Here is a 17,256-nt window from a genome sequence, read left to right as displayed (position 1 = left end):
ATTCTTTTGTTAATGGTCCTTATTTGTTATTGCAATTCCCTGAGCCTCGATCTTTTTTCTGATGTTAAGCATCCTCTCATCGGTGTTTGCAATCACATCCGCACAGTCCCGCAGCTCTGCGCTTATTTCTTCCGAGTAATTTTCCACTTCTTTTTTATATTTTAACTGATGGTCAAGACTGGCCCAGAAATCCATGGCAATGGTACGGATCTGTACTTCCACTCTCATCATTTTTTTCTGGTCTGAAAAAAATACCGGAATCTCTACAATCATATGATAACTGCGGTAGCCGTTGTTCTTTGGATGACGGATATAATCCTTAATCGCAATGATTTGAACGTCATCCTGACGGGTCAGCATCTCAGCCACTGCATAAATATCATCTAAAAATGAGCAGATGACCCGGATTCCGGCCACATCGTCAAGATTTTCCATCATGGACTCTAAAGAAACAGGAAGCCCCCTGCGCTGCAGCTTTTCAACAATACTGACCGGTTTTTTCACTCTTGATTTAATCATTTCAATAGGGTTTCTTGAGTTTCTTACGGATAATTCATCGTTTAAAACCTCTAATTTGGTTTTGAGTTCCCGGATCGCACAGGTGTACATCATCATAGCTTCCTGAAACTGATATGCCTGCTTTAATAATGGGTCAGGAACCTGAACCAGGTTCGGAACGTTCACAATAGACTGAATCAGTTCGCTATTAGGGTTCATGCTTATATTCATATTTACACCTCAATCGTTAAGAAACACTCTTAAGCCTTTTCAGCTGCTAAAACAGCAGCGTCAAACCAGGGAGCTTCCAAGTATTCAACCATGCCTCCATCCACTGCTGCCGCGATTTTAGGATCGATTGGGATTTTTGCCAGGACATCAAGCCCATGGCTTTCTGCCACTTCGTCGATATGGCTTTCCCCAAAGACTGCAATCTTTTTCCCGCAGTCCGGGCAGTTTAAATAGCTCATATTTTCAATAAGCCCAAGGATCGGCACGTTCATCTTTTTTGCCATGTTTACTGCCTTTGCAACGATCATGGAAACCAGCTCCTGAGGAGAGGTTACAATGATGATGCCATTCACAGGCAGAGACTGGAATACGGTAAGCGGAACGTCACCGGTACCCGGAGGCATGTCCACGAACATATAATCAATATCTTCCCAGAGCACGTTCTGCCAGAACTGTTTTACCGTTCCTGCTATCACAGGCCCTCTCCAGATGACCGGGTCTGTTTCATTGTCTAATAAAAGATTGGCAGACATAACTTCGATTCCTGTATTGGAAATTGCAGGAATCATAAGTCCGTTAGGTGCCATTCCTACGCCTGCATCGGAAAGACCAAATGCTTTTGGAATGGAAGGACCTGTAATATCCGCATCTAATATAGCCGTCTTATAACCCTTGGCTTTCATGCGGACTGCCATCATGGTAGTCACCAGTGATTTGCCCACTCCGCCCTTTCCGCTCACAACACCAATTACTTTTTTCACTTTACTGGCAGGATTTAATGGTTCTAAAAAACTCTGGGGTCCTTCCTGTCTGCTCGGACAGCTTTCCCCGCAGCTATTGCAATTATGAGTACAATCTGTATCACTCATGATTCATTCCTCCTAACAAATAATCTAATACATAGAGTGAGGTCCCATGGACGATCCTCTGTTTTCGTCAGACACATACCCTTCATCCGCAATGAGAATAAAATACGGATACTTAAGATTATAGTATGAAAAAAGATTTCTGTCCATGGAATTTATACAGACGAATACAAAACAATGGCTTATTTTTAATACAATATCACCAATGAGCCGCTTATTTTGTTCTGGCAGCCCAGGGGTTCTGAATGATCCGAAAAACTCCCAGGGAATCCAGGGACTTTATCATAGAATAAAAAATCAGGGAATCAATGGGCCACATCACAAAGTTTTTTAATGCTCTTGCCGGAAGAAGTACCATAAAGCCTTTTCCATACAGTATGGATAAACAAAGGGTGTTTAAAAGCAGATTACAGATCAGCATGACGACCAGTTTGGAGATCAGGACCCGTTTTAAGGTGACGGGCCTCTTATAATAGAAGCAGCCATACATAATACCTGATAGTACGGTCACCAAGGTAAGTCCCGGGAAAAATGGGCCATTGGGCTTTAATAAGTATTTAAGCACATCCAAACTTCCGGAAAACAAACCGCCTACAACAGGTCCAAACAGATAGGAAATCATTCCATTGGGAATCGAGGCGAACCCTATCCTGATGTAATTTCCGAAATTAACGGAAAACATACCAAGAATAATTGCTATGGCGCCAAACATGGCGGCAGTGGTGATGGTTCTTACATACTTAAGCTCTCTGTAAGAATCGGTGAACAAAGTGACGAATTTTTTCATAAAAAAATACCTCCTTTGCAGACCTCAGACTACAACCGGAGATAAATAGACTTATCTTCTGATGCAGCGGGATGCGACTTGTGTACCGCAAGAAAATCTTTTCGTCCGAATGACAACTCCCTGTTCATTCAGCACTTAACGCACACCAGTCTACTCTGCGACTTTTCATATTTTATTTTGTAACGTCATCAGTATATCATATATATAAAATAAAACAAGTATTTTTTTGTTCTCATTCAAAAGCAATTGACAAGCCGTTAAATTAAGTTTAGGATAAAACATAGCTGAAAATTCGACAAAAACGCAGGAGGCGTAGTTATGAAATACTTAAGACAATTCAGCATTATTCTTTTTATATCCCTGATCGGAGAAATCATTCATTTGTTCGTCCCTCTTCCCATCCCTGCCAGCATTTACGGCTTGCTGATTATGTTAATCGGGCTGGCAACAAAGCTCATACCTTTAAGCGCAGTGGAAGACGCCAGTATATTTCTTATTGAGATCATGCCGGTAATGTTTATTCCCGCAGCGGTAGGGCTTTTGGATTCCTGGGGGATTCTTGGTCCCATATTGATACCGTTCCTTGTGATAACCCTGATTTCCACTGTCATAGTTATGGCGATTACCGGTAGAGTGACCCAATTTTTCATTCGGATTGACCGGAAGAGAAAGGACGACGACAATGAGTAACACGATAAACAGTTTTTTATTTTTCGGCGCAGCAGTAAGTTTACTAAGCTATGAACTGGGACTTTTGTTGAAACGAAAGTTTAAATCCCCTGTTTTTAATCCGCTTTTAATATCTATCGTGGTTGTAATGGCCCTTTTATCTGTATTTAAGATCAAATATGAAGTATACAACCAGAGTGCAAAATACATCAGCTACCTTCTCACTCCAGCCACGATCTGTCTGGCCATTCCTTTGTACCGTCAGATAGAACTTTTAAGGAAGCATTCCAAAGCAATACTGGCAGGAACACTGACAGGTGCCATCACGACCATGGTCACAGTACTGCTGTTAGCCATCGTATTTGGCTTAAATCATCAGGAATACGTCACATTTCTTCCAAAATCCATTACAACAGCCATCGCCATGGGCGTTTCGGAAGAGATGAAAGGATTTGTAACTATTACAGTTGCAAGCATCATTATAACTGGAATTTTAGGCAATATGATTGCAGAGACTGTCTGCCGGGTGTTTCATATTACCGAACCGGTTGCCATTGGAATTGCCATTGGTGCCTCTGCCCACGCCATAGGAACTACAAAAGCCCTGGAAATGGGAGAAATTGAAGGGGCCATGAGCAGCCTTGCCATTGCTACTTCCGGACTCTGTACCGTGGTTTTTGCATCTGTTTTTGCCAACTTTTTATAATTATCAATGATAAAAATAATAATGTTACATCATGGAGTTACAGCAGCTCATAAAAAAATCATATCGATAACATGAAAAACGTCTTGATACAGGCTTTAAAAGTCTGTGTCAAGACGTTTTTATGTACATTATTCTTTATTGAAGCTATGCTGCAACAATCCTTTTTAATAATAGCTTCCAGCTGCTGCAATAATACTTGCAAAAACAGTCAGATATAATATGAATACAAGTACAACACTGACTGCTGTGATAATCAGGTTCGCTCTGCAGAAATTTTTGCGGTTCTCATTGCCATTTCCAAAAGCCCAGATGAACATCATGATAATGTTTACACATGGTATCATCATAATAATCAGAGTAATCACCCACTCGCCCATGGTCATTACACTTTTGTTTGGGTCTGCCTGAGTAGAATACTGGTTTCCCTGATAGCTTACATTGTTATCGTTTTCCATACTTTTCCTCCTTGGTAAACTTTGTTTTTTATAACGCCTCATATTATAGCATAGATTTTCATAATTTGGTATAAATTTCTTGTTTATATACCTGTTATCGACTGCAATCCCCTTAAAATGTATAACAGAAGGCTGTTATCATAAAATACATAGGGTTCTCTATAAGGAAAGTACAGCTTCATCCGCACGATATACAAAATAAGAGAAATGGCTACACTGACAAGCAGCAGCACACCGGCAAACCTTTTATCTCCTCTGTTAAACCAGCTTACACGAATTTCATTCAACAGGCATAAAAAAATAAGCGGTGCCGATGGATTCAATTCGATACATCCGGATATATCCCCTTTTGCCAGGTGAAGAAGTGCTCTGGTGCCTCCGCAGCCAGGGCAGGGAATTCCCGTCAATCCCCGGAATGCACACAGACCTCCTGTCATGGCATACATTACGGCGCAATACACTGCAAATAAGACCAGAAGTGGGATTGAGACTCCTGCTTTGCTTTTTTTCTGCCTTTTTTCTGCATTTATATCCTTTGTAACATTCACCATGCACCTCCTATATAATGGAAAGGATGGAATCCAGCCCAAACCTTGAATCGGTGCAGAAGATACGATCCAATGCATTTAAATTCAGATCAGAATGTTCCACCTCTCTGGAGAAACGATGGGAAAGATGAACGAATTCAGAAAAGTCCAGCCTGCCCTCCCTCATTTTAAAGACCGCCTGTGCCATCTCCTGGATAAGAAGGGTACTCACCACGGCAAGTTTCATCTTAGCATAAGGCTGTCCATCATAAACGGAACCGCAAAAATAAGTGAATACAAAATACACCAGGAGCTGTTCACTCCACAGCTCCCACTGGTTGTTCTGCTCCTCATCTTCCATTAAATACTGATAAAAAGAACGGCGGTTGGCTTCATAGGCAGCAGCTCCCTCGTCAAACAGCAGCGTCTTTAAGGTTCCTATGTACCGGGGCCAATCGGCATTCAAAACTTCCAGTTCCTGAAACAAACCAAACCAGGACAACATTTTTTCAAACCGGGCCGAACCGCTGCTCTTACGTGCGAAGAGCTTCGCCTCAACAGCCTTCCATGCAGTTTCCCTTGTATACCGTTTTAAAAGTTCATCAATCTTATAAAGACTGTCTTCCCGAATTCTTCTTTGAATGTCATGCGTCAGTCCAAGTGCCATTGCCATACGCAGGCCGCATGCCATACTCCGGTTTTGAAGGATGGAAAATATCACAGCTCTGGAATCCAAAAGTTTTCTATACAAGAAGAAATCAAAATCTTCATAGGACTCCCTTCTGTCATCTTCCTTTGTCAGAAAACGGACTTTCTCCTGCGTGCCAAGAATCAGTCTGGCTGCCTCTTCACAGGACAAGGACAGGGATATTTCTCTTACTCCTTCGTATTCTTCCGTGTGCCGGGGATAATCCCGGCAGGTCTTACAGAGCATCTTCGGTCCGGCTTCGGCATACATATCGCAGAGGTTGTCCTGATTTAAAAATACACACCGGCGGCCATACTGCCTAAAAGAACGGTTCTTCCAGTCAATGGACCGGCGAAGCCTTTCTCCAAACGCCCCCTTTTGCAAACGGTAACGCCTCCTGGAACGTTCATCGATCATGATGGCCCAGCCGGCACAGCAGGTATCGGAACAGGCTCCCGCCGAGCAATGAAACTTATTATAATAATGAGGTATGGTAAACTGCATGAATGGTTACTCCCGTTTTTTGATAAGAATTATACCGCATTTAAAAATGAGGTTCAACCCCAAAAGAGTCAAACCTCATTTTTAATCTTTATTTTACAGTTTTCCAAAGGCCAGGAACAAAAACAGGATTCCGCTTACCCAGGATAAATCCCAATTTTTCCTGGCTGCCAGTTCATGTCCCAGGATGAGACCCATATACATGACCAGGATTCCAACCAGAAGGGATACCAAAGCAGCCAGACCAGGAGAGATAAACAAAAATCCGGATAAACTTCCTGCCACCAGACTGTCCATGGACATCGCCAGAGAAAACATCACGGTTTCTTTCCATGACAGTGATTTTGATTCATCCCAATCCGCTGCCATAGGGTTCCCATAAATATTTATGATGATGCTCAGACCGGAAATAGAGAATGTAAGATCTTTGCGAACATTCACATGATTATTGATGTATTTTTTAATAAAGTAATCCAAAAGCTTAATAACTCCTAAAAAGAACAGGCATGCAAAGCCCAATCCTTTGGCAAAGGCTTCCGGTACCAATCCATGAAGTACGCTGCCAAACAGCAGGGCAGCCCCCAGACATCCACTGCATATAAGATTGACTGCAATCACCTTTGCAAGTGATATGCGAAGCCGGTTTGCCCCATAGGCAGCGCTGGCAACAAAGCTGTCCGTAGAAAGTGCAAGTACTAGAATGAATATATCACGCATATGCCACTGAACTCACCTTTTTCTTTTAATATATTCATTCCCCGTTCATTTGGAACCCTTTCAAACTAATGAATTGCTTTAATTCCAGGATAGTACCGGATGAAAACCTTTGCAAGGATCTTGTTCTCCGGCACATAGGGATCCGGCCAATACCTGGCATCAGCAGAATTATTCCGGTTGTCCCCAAGCATAAAATAACAGCCTTCCGGCACTTCAAAATGGTAGTCTTCCGTATCCATTTTCTCCGGCAGATAAGGTTCATGAAGAGGAGTTTCAGAACCATTAATATATATCTGGTTGTTCCGTATATCCACCGTCTCCCCCGGAAGACCGATGATACGCTTTACCAGACGGGTTTCTTCCGGCCCTGGCCCTGTCCTATGATCAAAGATAACAACGTCTCCCCGTTTTGGATCTTCTCCCAGCTTATAAGCGAGTCTGGAGCCGAATATCCGGTCTCCCGGCATAATCGTAGTCTCCATAGAACCGGTAGGAACTCTGCTGTTTGCGATAATACATGTATTGATGAAAAAAGCAATGGCAGATGCCATTACAATAATCCTGACCCATTCAAATAATTCTTTCTTCCAGTTGCTCTGCCGGCTTTCCTTCATAATTAACTTGTCCTTTATCCGTTTGTTTTCTTATATTGTATCAAATTTGTTTTTACGGTTCAAGCCATTTTGGGCTTGCAAAAAAGCAGGGCTTGTTTGACTCCCTGCTTTTTCACATCAGACACCATATTTTTTTAATTCCGCCCGCAGCCGTTCCAGAGCTTTTTTTTCAAGCCGTGAAACGTAAGATCTGGATATCCCCATCAAATCGGCAATCTCACGCTGTGTATACTCTTTTCCACCGTTAAGACCATACCGCATGCCAATAATGGTTTTCTCATTGTCTTTCAAGCAGCTGTCAAACGCCTGATACAGTTCCTTGATATCCTGTTTTAAAATAATTGTTTCCAGGGTTTCTTTATTTTCCATTTCAATTACATCAACAAGACTTACGGTCTCTCCATCCTTGTCTACGCCGATGGGTTCAAACAAAGAAACCTCTTTGGAATATTTTTTATTTGCACGAAGAAGCATTAGGATTTCATTTGCTATGATCTCCCTGCGGCTCCTCTGCTCCATAATAGTACAGATGTATGCATTTTCCATCCCATACTGCCTTTTTCACCAATGCCTTGATTGCCATCCGCTTCTGCTCCACATCCATAATATCTACAGTACCCTTAAAGGTTAATAAGGTCTGTTTTAAAAGATCAAATTCAAGGTGGGAAAGTTCTTCTTTTACTGATGCCCGTTTAAGCTCTGTCAGCCTCTGCCGGTTTTCTTCTTTCTTTTTATGGAGCTCTTCGATCTGCCTTAATATATACTCTTCTGCTGCGGTTCCTCCTGCTTTTTTTAAGGAAGATACAAGACCAATGATTTCAGCGTCCATATTTTCAGATTCTTCTTTCAAACGATGGATATGGGATTCCACTTCCTCCTTGTCCTCTTCCAGAAGCTTTCTGCTTTTCTTTAGCTGCAGCTGAAATTCCTCCTGATCCTCAGAGATATTTTTAATTTCCTCAATGACCAGCTGATCCAGTGTATTCCCATTGGGATTATTCATGCGGCAGCACTTCATGCGGCTTTTTTCCTTCAGAGAACACAAATAAGAATAAATCTGCTCTCCATTGGAATTTAACCGCCCCGACAATTTGGGCCTCATATAATTTCCGCATGCACCGCAAAACAGCAGACCTGACATCAGTGCCACATTGCTTCGGGGCTTTCGGTAATTTTTTGATTTGTTCCGGTCAAGCAGCTTCTGGACATTGACCCACAAGGCGCCGGGAATCAGGCCCTTATGCTTTCCAACGGCTACGATCCATTCCTCCATTTCCTTCATCTCATGGGCCTTTCCTGGCTTTTGAAGCGTACGGTTGTAGGCAATCACACCAAATGTCCCGTCAAATTCTTCTTTTTCTGCAAATAAATCCACCTTTTTTTCTTTTAGATATGTATATGCATCCGAATCGGCCACCATATAAACCGGATTGGTCAGAATCCCTTTTATGGCAAACCGGCTGAATTGACGGTTATATTTTGTTTTATATCCGTTTTGAAGCAGGTACGTTTCTGTCTTTGTAAGAGAACCGGTCTCCAGAAACTTTTCATAGATTGTCCGTACCAGCTTTGCTTCTTCCGGAATCAGCTTCAAGTGATAGGCTTTCTTTACCTTTCCTTCTATGGTCACCGATGAACTGCTTTCCGATTCGTAGCCGGTAGGCGTATTTCCTCCAAGCCATCTTCCGCTTTTGGAAAGCTCGTGCATATTATCACGGATACGCTCTGCAATGGTTTCCCTTTCCAATTGGGAAAAAACAGAAGCAATATACATCATGGCCCTGCCCATGGGAGAGGATGTATCAAATTGCTCTTTGATGGAAATAAAGGATATGTGCAGATCATTGAGTTCCTCAATGAGGCTGGCAAAGTCACCGATGTTACGGCTGATTCTGTCCAGCCGGTAGCAGACAATGGCCGTAAACTTCTTTTTTTTCGCCTCCTGCATCATAATTTTAAACTGAGGCCGTTCCAAATTGCCTCCCGAAAAACCTTCATCTTCATAGATGTAAGCGCTAACGGCATATTCCTCTCCATAGTGCGAGGATATATATTGCCTGCAAAGTTCAATTTGATTTCCGATACTTTCGCCTTTTCCTGTAAATTTTGATTTTCTCGAGTAGATCGCAAACTGATTTTTCTCTTCCATTGCTTTGCCTCCCCGCTGCCAGAATACCTTCCTGCTGCCAGGTACCCTCTTTTTTCAAAACTCTTTTCCGCAAACATACCGGACACGCAGAACATCATACATTATAATAACTACATTTCCGAAAGTATATATCATGAATATGATCGTACACCACCCCAAAGAGGAAGCGGATCAGAAAGAATTGGGAAAAAAAGCAGCTCTCATTCATAATCAGGCTATTCTGCGTCATTTAAAACAGCTTTCTTGTCCCAATTATCAAAAACAAGCTCTTATAAAAGAGATCCGTCCAGATAAACCGTAAAAGAAAAGGAAAAGCCTATCATACCCCACCCATCAGCAAAGGGTATGATAGGAAAACTCTTTCTGTCCGAATGCTCTTTATTCTGCTGCCAGAGAACCAACGACCGGAAGGACACTTAATACAATGGCTCCAGGATGGCACATCTGAAACTCATTGCTCAAATCCCTGCCCGCAGTCAATCCAAAGAAATGGTTTCCACCCGCCCAAAGGGGATTATTGGTCACGTCATATACGACCCCATTTACCGCCACATAAGCCGGTGCTCCGTCTTTTCCAGTATACTGTGCCAGTTCTTCCAATGTAAAAACTCTTGGTTTCTCTTCTTCCGGAACCGTATCATCTCCTGGAACCGTACCTTCTTCCGGAACTGTACCTTCTTCGGGAACTGTACCTCCTTCCGGAACTGTACCTTCTCCTGGAACCGGGGACCCATTCTCTTCTTCCAGAGCGGCCTGATTGATCTGGCTGAAATACTGAATATGGTTTTCAAGCATGATCACCTCACTGCTTATACTGTCCAGAATATCATCCTTGTTGTAAAGATTTGAATGCAGCTTTTCCACGTCAGAATTAATCTTTTTTAAGCTTTTGCCTACATAATTTAAAAACAGTTCTAATTCCATATCAATACCTCCATAAAAGAATACAGGATTATTGCTTGACCAAAAAGGGGTTAGCCGCATGGGTCTGTTAAAATATATGTAGCGGTATGCCCTTTCACGCATAATGACATATTTTCTCCCTGCTGATATTGCTATGTATATGAAAGACCAACGGAAATATTCTCTGCGTCCGCTTACATCTTTATCTGTCAGCAATTCTTCCTTTCAATCTTTAAGCAGATTCCGCCTCTTTAAGAGCCATTGTGATAGGATATCATTTTCCACACATTTGGCCGCATATGTGGCCAGCCTTGAGCCTCTGTCCGGGTGGAAGGTGTTTACGGCTTTGATCAGACCAATGGTTCCCACAGAAAGGAGATCTTCCATATCATAATCCGTATTCTGATATTTTTTTGCCACATGGGCTACCAGACGCATATTCCGCTCGATGAGTGTGGCTCTCGCCTCCTGATCCCCTTCCTGGTATCGTTCCAGACACTCTCGTTCCTCTCGCGCAGTTAAAGGTTTGGGAAAAGTTTTCAAAGAAAGCCACCTTAAACTTACTTACTCTCATTTTATGCCGCCCTTTCCATGAAAGTGCTTTTACAACAAATATAGGCTGGTACTTCTTTTATTACGGCTGAAAGCTGCTGCAAAAAAACCGGACAGAAGATGCAGTCATATCCTGCCTTCCTGTCCGGTTTTATAAAAACCATATTAATGATGGAACAGACGAATTCCTGTAAATGCCATTGCCATTCCATATTTATTGCATGTTTCTATTACCTGGTCATCACGAACAGAACCTCCCGGCTGGGCCACATACTTCACCCCGCTTTTATAAGCCCTGTCAATGTTGTCGCCAAACGGGAAAAATGCATCGGAGCCTAAAGAAACGCCGGTAAGCTGATCCAGCCAGGCCCGTTTTTCTTCTCTTGTGAATACCGGAGGTTTCACCTTAAAAACTGACTCCCATCTTCCATCAGCCAATACATCCATATACTCCTCACCGATGTAGACATCGATGGCATTGTCCCTGTCTGCACGGCGGATTCCGTCTACAAATGGCAGGTCAAGAACTTTAGGCGCCTGACGCAAATACCAGTTGTCGGCTTTGTTTCCTGCAAGTCTGGTACAATGAACTCTTGACTGCTGCCCGGCTCCAATTCCAATGGCCTGTCCGCCCATGGAGTAACAAACTGAATTTGACTGTGTGTACTTTAAGGTAATAAGGGAAATGATCATATCCATCTTTGCAGAATCCGGTATATCCTTATTCTCTGTAACTACATTTGATAAAAGCTCCTCATTGATCTTCAGTTCATTTCTTCCCTGCTCAAACACGATTCCGTATACCTGCTTTTTCTCTACCGGTTCCGGTTTGTAGTCCGGGTCGATTTCGATCACATTATAATTCCCGTTCTTTTTTGCTTTTAAGATTGCCAGCGCTTCCGGCTCGAATCCGGGAGCAATAACTCCATCGGAGACTTCACGCTTAATGATCTTGGCCGTATCCACATCGCAGATATCAGAAAGAGCGATAAAATCTCCAAAAGAAGACATGCGGTCAGCCCCTCTGGCGCGCGCATAGGCACAAGCAAGGGGAGAAAGCTCTTCCATATCATTCACCCAGTAAATGTTCGCAAGAACAGGATCAAGAGGCAGGCCTACGGCGGCTCCTGCGGGAGATACATGCTTAAAAGAAGCCGCTGCGGGAAGTCCGGTTGCTTCCTTTAATTCCTTCACTAACTGCCAGCCGTTAAAGGCATCTAAAAAATTAATATATCCAGGACGTCCGCTTAACACCTGAATGGGAAGTTCTTTTCCTTCGGACATATAGATCCGTGACGGTTTCTGATTGGGGTTACAGCCATATTTTAATTCCAGTTCGTTCATCCTCAGCACTCCTGTTATTTGTTCTTATTTACAATTCTGGTTTCATAGGTCTGGGTCTTTATATCAATATATCTTACAAACAAGGAAACCTTGTTCTCACCGTTTAGATTCTCCCATATCATTTCCGTAAATTCATCAATATCATTCAGTGTTTCTACAAGTTTCGGTTCTCCCTCAAAGCTGGGAAGCGGATTCCCGTCATGCATATAGGTGTGGATAAAATGTGCTTCTCCTGCTGCCGGATTCTCATAAGCAAAGGTATAGCGGTTGCAGGAATCGGGATTCCCATGATTGCTCTTAAGAATGGACATGGCATAATTGAACTGTCCCCCTTCCGTATGCAGAATTCCTGAGATACGGGGTGTAAAATTAGGACTGTCCGGTTCAAATTCTCTGCAGCGAAGAGACTGTTCAAAGGTAAGCTGGGTATCCATGCCCTCATATATCGTGTCGGTCTGATCTCCATTGGTCACTATGGTCTTGTTTCCCAGGATTCGTACCGGTGCATAAATAATCAGGCTGGGGTCCGTCAGTTTGGAAGGATCGAAAGCCTGGGTACGGATTCCCTCCCCTTCTTCCACAAATACACGGTTGCGGCTGTTCTCACTTCTGCCCATAATAAAATATGTGGCCACTGCCTTTGTTCCATCCGGAGTCTTGCCGATCACAATTCCTCTGCCCGGATAAGAATTGTTCTTTAAATCGTCCTTTAAAGAAATCAAATTCATAAAATTTGGTCCTCCTTCATCGCATATACGCAAAAAACCGCCTGGGCATCCCATAGCGGTGCCCAGGCGGTCGGCTTTCATTCGTATCGTGCTCCCCGTGGTGATCTCCACTTATCCGCCAGTCGCACGTACCATGTTAAACATCATATACGATACTTCTTTAAAAAGCAAGTACTTTTTCCAATCCGGTCAATCATTGCGGATCGCAGCCAGAGGGCTCAGTTTCATGGCTCTTAATGCCGGGAAAAATCCTGCCGCCATACCAACAAAGACCGCAAAACCAATGGCAGTCATTGAGAGCCAGAGCGGGATTCTGGATAAATCTCCAGGCATATCCGACATAAAGCGGCCTGCCACAAGCTTGTTAATAAGTAATGAAACTCCATAGCTGAATGTAATTCCAGTCACTCCTCCCAGAAATCCAATAAATCCGGACTCCAGAAGAAACATGTTTCTGATATTATTCATATCGCAGCCCAATACCTTAAGAATCCCGATTTCCTTGGTTCTTTCGTAAATGGACATCATCATGGTGTTAGCAATGCCAATTGCCGCAACAAACAGGGAGACGGCACCGATTCCTCCCAAAAGCGCCTGAACCATCTTGGCCTGCTTCTGAGACTGTTCCAGCCATTCCATATTGCTGTTCGCCTGATATCCCATATCTGTAATGGCCTTTTGCACGGCTGATACATTGCTCATATCATCTACCTGCACAATCGCCTGATTATAGATGAAATAATTATAAGGTTTTCCCTTTTTTGTGGTGGGCTGGTTTGGAATTGGCTTTTTCTTGAAAATATGTTTTAACTGGGTCTTCAGCGCATCAATATCAACGTAAACATTATAGCTGTAATTGTTGTATTCATCCACACCGCCTTCCACCAGGCCGCAGGCAGATAATAAATACTTTTTTGGCGGTTTGACGGGAGTTTTGCCGTCAGATGATCCGCCGCTTTCCGCCTGATAATAGGCATCCATATCAAATATGGCAAACAAAGGCCGGTTCATAAAATCAATGTCAGGTATGGAGGAAGAATCATTGTAAAAATTATTATTATTACTTTTGGGATTGTAGAAATTTCTGGCAACCATATTCCCTATGACCATCTCGATTTCCTGTTTCCCCGGCTCCGGAAGCCTCCCCTCCTTTAAAGGGATGTTCTTTAAGTATGCCTGGCTGACTCCCATAAGGTTAATATTGCCCTCATAGATTCCCTGCTTCATCAGCACATTCACTTCCAGAATCGGAGAAACCCCGGTAACATGGCCGATACGTTCCATCTGTTTGATCACATCATCCGTCATGTAATTGGGGTCTTTGCCGTTATCTCCCGATCCCTGACCGGCACTGGAATAAACCGAAACCTCCGTAAGACTGCCATAAGAAGCAATCTGTTCCATGGTAAGCTGATTAAAACCGATCCCCAAAGACACCATGACTACAATGGAAGCTGTACCAATCAAAACTCCCAGAACCGTTAAAAATGTCCTTAGCTTCCTGCGTCTTAAATTATTCACACTCATGGAAAGCAAATCGCTAAATCTCATCCTCTATATCCTCTTCCGCTGTTTCCTTTTTCTTTTTGAGTTTTTTAAGAACAATGAACGTACCTGCACCGCCAATGACCAAAACCGAGATAACACAGGCAATGATAATGTTTTTATATCTGGCGATCCCCTGAGGCTCCATATCGGCAGGCAGCGTTGCGAAATCTTCACCTCCGAAATCAGTTTCCGCAGCTTCCGTTACCATAAGGGTAATTTCTTTTTCAACCGGCTCGCTGACCACTCCGTTTTCATCTTCATAGGTAATAAGAACCTTTATTTTCCCATTGTCTGCGGTTGCGGCCGTACCGCTGATCATGGCATCCACATTCCCGGTCTCCCCTGGTTTAATGTTGCCTACATAGCTGCTGGCCGGCTGAATGGAATCTCCTTCAAAATTAACCATTACATTGTAAAGAATCACTTTTCCCGTGTTATTAATGGGAAACATAACATTGGTCTCTGAACCTACGGAAATTGAGTCGGGCATTACATCTATGGTTCCTGTATTCAACCGGGCAACCTGCCTGACCGGAATATTTACCGTGACCTTTTCTTCCGCATTCTTAAATTCCGGGCTGTCATACTTTTCATTAATAGTTAAGGCATAGGTCCTCTGATCCACCCAGGCACCTGCCCGCATCTTAACTTTAACATCTGTGGTCTGACCCGCAGAAAGCGAATTCACAACAATGGCCGAGGAACTGGCATCTGTGGTAAATACCGCACTGTCTGAAACCTTTTCCGATTCAAGGCTGAAGAGAATATTGGTTGCTGCAACATTTTCAGAAGCGTTCTTCATATGAAGCGTCAGTTCAAATTCGTCTCCGGCGTAAACGGTCTCCGGATTTGTCTGAAATCCATCTACGATAATTCTCGCCTTGGTTCTGTCATTGGCGTTAAATTCTCCGGTGTCTTCTTCTTTTTCCTTATTCTGAACTTTTACAAAAAAGGTTCCCTGAGCCTTTTGGATATCTCCCTCCGTACTGTCCCGGTACTCAATGGTAAAAGCGATTGGGTAATATCCGCTGTAAACGTCCTTACGGATGCTCATACTATAAGGAACGGATATCATCTCCCCTCCGCCGATCCGGTCATAATGTTTCGTATAGTTTCCGTCATTAATGTCAAAAGGGAATTTGGTGCTGTCCGGATCCACAGTCATTCTGATATTTACGTCGAAAGCAGTTATATCAGAAGAGTTGCGGACATTCATATTGTAATTCATTACCTCCGGATAGATTCCAAAAGGAGTGCTCTGGTCCTCTCCAAGTTCAAACTGTATGGTGCCGTCTGTACTGCCGGATGCGGTGGTGCCGGAGGATTTTGTGATCCACACATTAACTTTTTCATAAGCGGCATGGGTTCCCCCTACCTTTATCTCTAAAGGAACGGTATAATATCCTTCTGAAATATCTCTTCGCACTCTGGCACTAAGGGAAAAATTTTTAGAACTCCCACTTTTCACTTTCCCTAATATCTTTGCGTCAAACGTACTGGAATTGATTTCAAAAGGGAACATATCACTCGTACGGGTCGTAGTATTTTCTTCATCTGCATCTTCAGTTGCTTCATACTCCGCTTCAGCTACAGACCGGTCAAAAAGAACAGCTACACCATTTAAATCATTACTGGTATCGTTTGTAAAAATCATATTAATAGTAATATTTTCTCCCGTTTTTCCGGACGGGGTTTTCTTTACATCTATAAATTCATTCTTACTCAAATCATACTGCGCAAACGCCGGGACATGCACAACAGAAATCATCATGAGAACTGCCAGCAGCCACACAATCCCCTTTCTAAATCTGTTCATTCCCGTTGTCCTCCTTTGTATCCTCATGATGCTGCTCCTCAATCTTAAATATTTTTCCATCCACGATGTGAAATTGCCGGTCTGCAAATTTTGCAATATAATTGTCATGGGTAACCATAACAAGTGTCTGGTTCTGTTCTTTTACGATTTTCTGCATCAGATTCAGAATCTCTTTTGTTGTCTTGGAATCCAGATTTCCAGTTGGCTCATCGGCAAAGATGATCTTGGGATTTACTGCAAGGGCTCTGGCAATTCCCACTCGCTGCTGCTGCCCTCCTGACATCTCATTTGCCATATGTTTCATCTGTTTTTCAAGACCCACCAGCTTTATGTATTCCCTTGCCTTTTCATTTCTTACCTTTTTGGGAACTCCCCGAAATGCCAGAGGCATTGCCACATTTTCCTCCGCATTCATGGTTTTGATTAAATTGTAAGACTGAAAAATAAAACCCACATGCTTTCTTCTAAACCCTACCAACTGGTTCTCCGACAGCTTTTCAATGTGATGTCCTCCGATAACGATCTCTCCCTTTGAAGGCTTTTCAAGACCAGCCATCATGTTAAGAAGCGTCGACTTTCCCGAACCGGAAGGCCCGACAATCGCACAGAACTCCCCCTTATATATGGTAAAATCCACGCCGTTCAATGCATAGACTTTGGTATTCCCGACTTTATACACCTTGTACAGATTTTTTACTTCAATCATAGGTGTCTTACTTTCTGCCAACACAGTTACCTCCTGACATTCATTTGCACTCCCATTATACAACATGCAGCCCTTCCTGGTCTTACTTTATTTTCTTAATCTTCCTTACATATTCCTTACAGGATGGATGGTAAAACAAGTATAAAATCCGTGCAAAAAGATTATAGCATAATTTGAAAAAAAGTGTGGAAATATTCCAATGAATACTATATAATGGGATAGAATTTGAAACAAACTCAGTGGATAAAGGA

The 17,256-nt window shown here is 42.9% G+C and carries 18 protein-coding genes, 2 pseudogenes and 2 riboswitches; of the genes and pseudogenes, 3 read left to right on the top strand and 17 right to left on the bottom strand.

Features of this window, described 5'->3' with window-relative positions; all coding sequences use genetic code 11:
* Nucleotides 1–9 precede the first annotated feature (9 nt).
* From ACLTWA_RS00770 to ACLTWA_RS00760, 3 genes are all read right to left on the bottom strand, one after another.
* Entirely contained in the window at nucleotides 10–729 is a 720-nt protein-coding gene (locus ACLTWA_RS00770; RefSeq protein ID WP_412325650.1) for a GTP pyrophosphokinase family protein, read from the bottom strand.
* Between the two features lie 29 nt (nucleotides 730–758).
* Nucleotides 759–1,598, bottom strand: a complete 840-nt coding sequence (locus ACLTWA_RS00765) for a P-loop NTPase (RefSeq protein ID WP_412325649.1) — start codon at nucleotides 1,596–1,598, stop codon at nucleotides 759–761.
* Between the two features lie 211 nt (nucleotides 1,599–1,809).
* Complete coding sequence (locus ACLTWA_RS00760) at nucleotides 1,810–2,382, bottom strand: folate family ECF transporter S component (protein WP_412325648.1); 573 nt, start codon at nucleotides 2,380–2,382, stop codon at nucleotides 1,810–1,812.
* 62 nt (nucleotides 2,383–2,444) lie between these two features.
* A riboswitch (THF riboswitch) is annotated at nucleotides 2,445–2,542 on the bottom strand.
* A gap of 158 nt (nucleotides 2,543–2,700) precedes the next feature.
* Between ACLTWA_RS00760 and ACLTWA_RS00755 the strand changes: the two genes are divergently transcribed.
* Both ACLTWA_RS00755 and ACLTWA_RS00750 read left to right on the top strand, forming a co-directional pair.
* Complete coding sequence (locus ACLTWA_RS00755; RefSeq protein WP_412325647.1) at nucleotides 2,701–3,072, top strand: CidA/LrgA family protein; 372 nt, start codon at nucleotides 2,701–2,703, stop codon at nucleotides 3,070–3,072.
* On the top strand, nucleotides 3,065–3,757 hold the full coding sequence (locus ACLTWA_RS00750; RefSeq protein WP_412325646.1) for an LrgB family protein: 693 nt from the start codon (nucleotides 3,065–3,067) through the stop codon (nucleotides 3,755–3,757). The genes ACLTWA_RS00755 and ACLTWA_RS00750 overlap by 8 nt, the downstream gene beginning before the upstream one ends.
* A 164-nt stretch (nucleotides 3,758–3,921) precedes the next feature.
* On the opposite strand, the gene ACLTWA_RS00745 is transcribed toward ACLTWA_RS00750, so the two are convergent.
* The 7 genes and pseudogenes from ACLTWA_RS00745 to ACLTWA_RS00715 form a co-directional block, all read right to left on the bottom strand.
* The gene (locus tag ACLTWA_RS00745) at nucleotides 3,922–4,212 is read right to left on the bottom strand and encodes a hypothetical protein (RefSeq protein ID WP_412325645.1); all 291 of its coding nucleotides are present in this window, start codon (nucleotides 4,210–4,212) and stop codon (nucleotides 3,922–3,924) included.
* A gap of 83 nt (nucleotides 4,213–4,295) precedes the next feature.
* Nucleotides 4,296–4,763 (bottom strand): DUF2752 domain-containing protein, encoded by a 468-nt coding sequence (locus ACLTWA_RS00740; RefSeq protein WP_412325644.1) that lies wholly within the window; start codon nucleotides 4,761–4,763, stop codon nucleotides 4,296–4,298.
* 7 nt (nucleotides 4,764–4,770) lie between these two features.
* Complete coding sequence (gene fliB, locus ACLTWA_RS00735) at nucleotides 4,771–5,931, bottom strand: flagellin lysine-N-methylase (protein ID WP_412325643.1); 1,161 nt, start codon at nucleotides 5,929–5,931, stop codon at nucleotides 4,771–4,773.
* Between the two features lie 93 nt (nucleotides 5,932–6,024).
* The gene (locus ACLTWA_RS00730) at nucleotides 6,025–6,645 is read right to left on the bottom strand and encodes a sporulation protein (RefSeq protein WP_412325642.1); all 621 of its coding nucleotides are present in this window, start codon (nucleotides 6,643–6,645) and stop codon (nucleotides 6,025–6,027) included.
* A gap of 65 nt (nucleotides 6,646–6,710) precedes the next feature.
* Nucleotides 6,711–7,259: a signal peptidase I gene (gene lepB / locus ACLTWA_RS00725; RefSeq protein WP_412325641.1), complete on the bottom strand. Its 549-nt coding sequence runs from the start codon at nucleotides 7,257–7,259 to the stop codon at nucleotides 6,711–6,713.
* Between the two features lie 117 nt (nucleotides 7,260–7,376).
* Nucleotides 7,377–7,751: pseudogene (locus tag ACLTWA_RS00720) on the bottom strand (sigma-70 family RNA polymerase sigma factor); the annotation flags it as partial.
* Complete coding sequence (locus ACLTWA_RS00715; RefSeq protein WP_412325640.1) at nucleotides 7,741–9,408, bottom strand: recombinase family protein; 1,668 nt, start codon at nucleotides 9,406–9,408, stop codon at nucleotides 7,741–7,743. The gene ACLTWA_RS00715 and the pseudogene ACLTWA_RS00720, both read right to left, overlap by 11 nt.
* 133 nt (nucleotides 9,409–9,541) lie before the next feature.
* Between ACLTWA_RS00715 and ACLTWA_RS00710 the strand changes: the two genes are divergently transcribed.
* Nucleotides 9,542–9,709, top strand: a complete 168-nt coding sequence (locus ACLTWA_RS00710; RefSeq protein ID WP_412325639.1) for a hypothetical protein — start codon at nucleotides 9,542–9,544, stop codon at nucleotides 9,707–9,709.
* A 77-nt stretch (nucleotides 9,710–9,786) separates the two neighbouring features.
* On the opposite strand, the gene ACLTWA_RS00705 is transcribed toward ACLTWA_RS00710, so the two are convergent.
* The 7 genes and pseudogenes from ACLTWA_RS00705 to ACLTWA_RS00675 all read right to left on the bottom strand — a co-directional run bounded on the left by ACLTWA_RS00705 (nucleotide 9,787) and on the right by ACLTWA_RS00675 (nucleotide 17,005).
* A complete protein-coding gene (locus tag ACLTWA_RS00705; RefSeq protein ID WP_412325638.1) occupies nucleotides 9,787–10,332 on the bottom strand; it encodes a cytochrome b5 domain-containing protein in 546 nt (181 codons plus the stop codon).
* A gap of 219 nt (nucleotides 10,333–10,551) precedes the next feature.
* Nucleotides 10,552–10,854: pseudogene (locus ACLTWA_RS00700) on the bottom strand (sigma-70 family RNA polymerase sigma factor); the annotation flags it as partial.
* Nucleotides 10,855–11,028: 174 nt separating this feature from the next.
* Entirely contained in the window at nucleotides 11,029–12,207 is a 1,179-nt protein-coding gene (locus ACLTWA_RS00695) for a phosphoribosylaminoimidazolecarboxamide formyltransferase (protein WP_412325637.1), read from the bottom strand.
* A gap of 14 nt (nucleotides 12,208–12,221) precedes the next feature.
* The gene (locus tag ACLTWA_RS00690; protein WP_412325636.1) at nucleotides 12,222–12,935 is read right to left on the bottom strand and encodes an IMP cyclohydrolase; all 714 of its coding nucleotides are present in this window, start codon (nucleotides 12,933–12,935) and stop codon (nucleotides 12,222–12,224) included.
* A gap of 53 nt (nucleotides 12,936–12,988) precedes the next feature.
* Nucleotides 12,989–13,071: riboswitch (ZMP/ZTP riboswitch) on the bottom strand.
* Between the two features lie 53 nt (nucleotides 13,072–13,124).
* Nucleotides 13,125–14,486: an ABC transporter permease gene (locus ACLTWA_RS00685; protein WP_412325635.1), complete on the bottom strand. Its 1,362-nt coding sequence runs from the start codon at nucleotides 14,484–14,486 to the stop codon at nucleotides 13,125–13,127.
* Nucleotides 14,476–16,299 carry a hypothetical protein gene (locus tag ACLTWA_RS00680; RefSeq protein ID WP_412325634.1) on the bottom strand — a complete coding sequence of 608 codons (1,824 nt, stop codon included), beginning with the start codon at nucleotides 16,297–16,299 and terminating at the stop codon, nucleotides 14,476–14,478. Before ACLTWA_RS00680 ends, ACLTWA_RS00685 begins: the two co-directional genes overlap by 11 nt.
* Entirely contained in the window at nucleotides 16,286–17,005 is a 720-nt protein-coding gene (locus ACLTWA_RS00675) for an ABC transporter ATP-binding protein (RefSeq protein ID WP_412327147.1), read from the bottom strand. Before ACLTWA_RS00675 ends, ACLTWA_RS00680 begins: the two co-directional genes overlap by 14 nt.
* Between the last annotated feature and the right edge of the window lie 251 nt (nucleotides 17,006–17,256).

Source organism: Lacrimispora sp., from assembly GCF_046972725.1.
Classification (GTDB): domain Bacteria; phylum Bacillota; class Clostridia; order Lachnospirales; family Lachnospiraceae; genus Lacrimispora.
This window is presented reverse-complemented; position numbering and strand designations above follow the sequence as displayed.

Excerpts from the sequence above, each read along its gene's own strand:
- fliB (WP_412325643.1), bottom strand. The coding sequence starts at position 5,931 with ATGCAGTTTACCATACCTCATTATTATAATAAGTTTCATTGCTCGGCG.
- ACLTWA_RS00675 (WP_412327147.1), bottom strand. The coding sequence starts at position 17,005 with ATGATTGAAGTAAAAAATCTGTACAAGGTGTATAAAGTCGGGAATACC.
- ACLTWA_RS00755 (WP_412325647.1), top strand. The coding sequence starts at position 2,701 with ATGAAATACTTAAGACAATTCAGCATTATTCTTTTTATATCCCTGATC.
- ACLTWA_RS00765 (WP_412325649.1), bottom strand. The coding sequence starts at position 1,598 with ATGAGTGATACAGATTGTACTCATAATTGCAATAGCTGCGGGGAAAGC.
- ACLTWA_RS00750 (WP_412325646.1), top strand. The coding sequence starts at position 3,065 with ATGAGTAACACGATAAACAGTTTTTTATTTTTCGGCGCAGCAGTAAGT.
- ACLTWA_RS00730 (WP_412325642.1), bottom strand. The coding sequence starts at position 6,645 with ATGCGTGATATATTCATTCTAGTACTTGCACTTTCTACGGACAGCTTT.
- ACLTWA_RS00685 (WP_412325635.1), bottom strand. The coding sequence starts at position 14,486 with ATGAGATTTAGCGATTTGCTTTCCATGAGTGTGAATAATTTAAGACGC.
- ACLTWA_RS00695 (WP_412325637.1), bottom strand. The coding sequence starts at position 12,207 with ATGAACGAACTGGAATTAAAATATGGCTGTAACCCCAATCAGAAACCG.
- ACLTWA_RS00770 (WP_412325650.1), bottom strand. The coding sequence starts at position 729 with ATGAATATAAGCATGAACCCTAATAGCGAACTGATTCAGTCTATTGTG.
- ACLTWA_RS00690 (WP_412325636.1), bottom strand. The coding sequence starts at position 12,935 with ATGAATTTGATTTCTTTAAAGGACGATTTAAAGAACAATTCTTATCCG.
- ACLTWA_RS00740 (WP_412325644.1), bottom strand. The coding sequence starts at position 4,763 with ATGGTGAATGTTACAAAGGATATAAATGCAGAAAAAAGGCAGAAAAAA.
- lepB (WP_412325641.1), bottom strand. The coding sequence starts at position 7,259 with ATGAAGGAAAGCCGGCAGAGCAACTGGAAGAAAGAATTATTTGAATGG.
- ACLTWA_RS00710 (WP_412325639.1), top strand. The coding sequence starts at position 9,542 with ATGAATATGATCGTACACCACCCCAAAGAGGAAGCGGATCAGAAAGAA.
- ACLTWA_RS00680 (WP_412325634.1), bottom strand. The coding sequence starts at position 16,299 with ATGAACAGATTTAGAAAGGGGATTGTGTGGCTGCTGGCAGTTCTCATG.
- ACLTWA_RS00715 (WP_412325640.1), bottom strand. The coding sequence starts at position 9,408 with ATGGAAGAGAAAAATCAGTTTGCGATCTACTCGAGAAAATCAAAATTT.
- ACLTWA_RS00705 (WP_412325638.1), bottom strand. The coding sequence starts at position 10,332 with ATGGAATTAGAACTGTTTTTAAATTATGTAGGCAAAAGCTTAAAAAAG.
- ACLTWA_RS00745 (WP_412325645.1), bottom strand. The coding sequence starts at position 4,212 with ATGGAAAACGATAACAATGTAAGCTATCAGGGAAACCAGTATTCTACT.
- ACLTWA_RS00760 (WP_412325648.1), bottom strand. The coding sequence starts at position 2,382 with ATGAAAAAATTCGTCACTTTGTTCACCGATTCTTACAGAGAGCTTAAG.